Source organism: Lysobacter brunescens, from assembly GCF_042677005.1.
Taxonomy (GTDB): Bacteria; Pseudomonadota; Gammaproteobacteria; order Xanthomonadales; family Xanthomonadaceae; genus Lysobacter_I; species Lysobacter_I brunescens.
In genome coordinates, this window is sequence record NZ_JBHTIF010000013.1 from 1 (window position 1) to 1,978 (window position 1,978).

Genomic DNA, 1,978 nt, shown 5'->3' on the forward strand with positions numbered 1-1,978 from the left:
TCCGCGCGATCCTGGCGATGGCCCTGACCCTGGGCATCGACACGATCGCCGAAGGCATCGAGACCGAGGCCCAGCGCGAGATCCTCGTCGAGCAGGGTTGCCAGTTCGGGCAGGGCTATCTGTTCGGTGCGCCGAGGATGATCGGGCGCGACAGCCACCGCGTGGCCGCCGTGCGTTACGGCACCGGACACCGGCCGCTGCACTGAGCCATCCCTGCCATCGCCAGGCGGCGATGACAGGCAGGACAACACGGGACAGCGACATGGCGCAAACGCAGTACGTGAAAAACCGGATCGCACGCTCTAAGCTGACCACTTGATTCCAAGCGGGGACGACGTGGGCGCAGGGACAGGCGGGACGAACGCGAATCCATCGGCACCGGCCGCCCTCGCCGGCACGGTCGATGCGCTGCGGCGCACCCTGCCCGCCGGAAGCCGTTTCGCCATCGCATGGCGGCATCCCACGCTCGGCCATGGCTGCATCGGCAGCACCGATGCAGACGAGGCACTGCAGGATGCCGCGCGACGCGCGCTGGACGCCCCCGCCCACACGCCGCACGAACCGTCTGTTGGCGCCGACGTGCGCGTGATACGGCTCCGCCAGGACGAAGCCTCCACCGACATCGCGATCGCCCATGCCGTCGGCGACCAGGGCGATGCCGGGGCGGCCGCGCCCGACGCGACCTGGTACGGACTGGTCGCAGACCTGCTCGTTGCCGGCCTGCGGCTGGGCGAGGCCGATGCCCGCGTCCACACGCTGGAGAAATCCAAGCGGCTGCAGCAGGCCCTCTACGAGATCTCCGACCTCGCCGGCTCGAACCTGGAAATGCGCGAGATGCTCGCGCGCATCCACCACGTCGTCGGCGAACTCATGCCGGCGGACAATTTCTTCATCGTCCAGTACAACCCCGGCCAGGACACCCTGCGTTTCCTGTATTTCGCAGACAGCCGCGACCGCTTCGATCCGGATCCCGACGAGGATTTCCCGCTCTCCGAGAGCTTCCTCACCGCGACCCTGCTGCGCCACGGCCGTCCCCTGATCGGTCCGTCGCAGGCGATCATCGCGGAGTTCGGCATTCCCGACGAAGAAATCATCAACGGCCCGCAGAGCGAGGACTGGCTGGGCGTGCCCCTGCTGCGCGACGGCCGGGTCTGCGGCGCGATCGTGGTCCAGGACTACGAACGGCCGAACCGCTACGGCAGCGAGGAACAGGCGCTGCTGGAGTACGTCGGCCAGCACATCCTCACCGCGCTCGACCGCAAGACCGCGCAGGTCGAGCTGGAGCGCCGCGTGCGCGAACGCACCCGCGCACTGGAGCGCGCGAATCTCGAACTGCAGAACGAAGTACTGGAGCGGGAACGCGCCGAGAAGCTGCAGCAGGCGCTGTTCCGCATCACCGAGCTGTCAGTCAGCGCCACCGGCCTCGACGAGTTCTATGCAGCGCTGCACGGGGTGATCGGCGAACTGCTCTACGCCGGCAATTTCTACATCGCCCTCCTCTCGGCCGACGGCGGCACCATCGAATTCGCCTACGTCGCCGACGAATACGACACCCGCCGCACGCGCACGCGACCTCGCGCCAAGGGATTGACCGAATACGTGATCGACACCGGCGAGCCGCTGCTGGCCGACCGTCCGATGATCGACGATCTGGAAGCGCGCGGCCTGGTGCGCAGCATGGGACGCCACGCCCATCGCTGGCTTGGCGTACCGCTGACCCGCGAGGGCAAGGCCATCGGCGTCATCGGCGTGCAGAGCTACACCGCCGGCATCGACTTCACCGACCGCGACCAGGAGCTGCTCACCTTCGTCGCACACCACATCGACGCCGCCCTCGCCCGCAAGCGCGCGCAGGACACCCTCGTCGCTGCGCACGCCGAACTCGAAACCCGCGTCCAGACCCGCACACGCGAACTCGCCGACGCCAACCGCGAGCTGCGCGAGCAGATCGCCGAGCGACTCCGCGCCGAACAGCGAC

2 protein-coding genes are annotated in these 1,978 nt (G+C 68.4%); both read left to right on the forward strand.

Annotated features, from left to right (window positions below; translation table 11 throughout):
• The coding region (locus ACFQ0E_RS19110; RefSeq protein ID WP_386826613.1) for an EAL domain-containing protein at positions 1 to 206 on the forward strand (206 nt) is incomplete at its 5' end.
• Between the two features lie 130 nt (positions 207 to 336).
• Positions 337 to 1,978 (forward strand): GAF domain-containing protein (locus ACFQ0E_RS19115; RefSeq protein WP_386826615.1); only part of this gene is annotated, 1,642 nt, incomplete at its 3' end.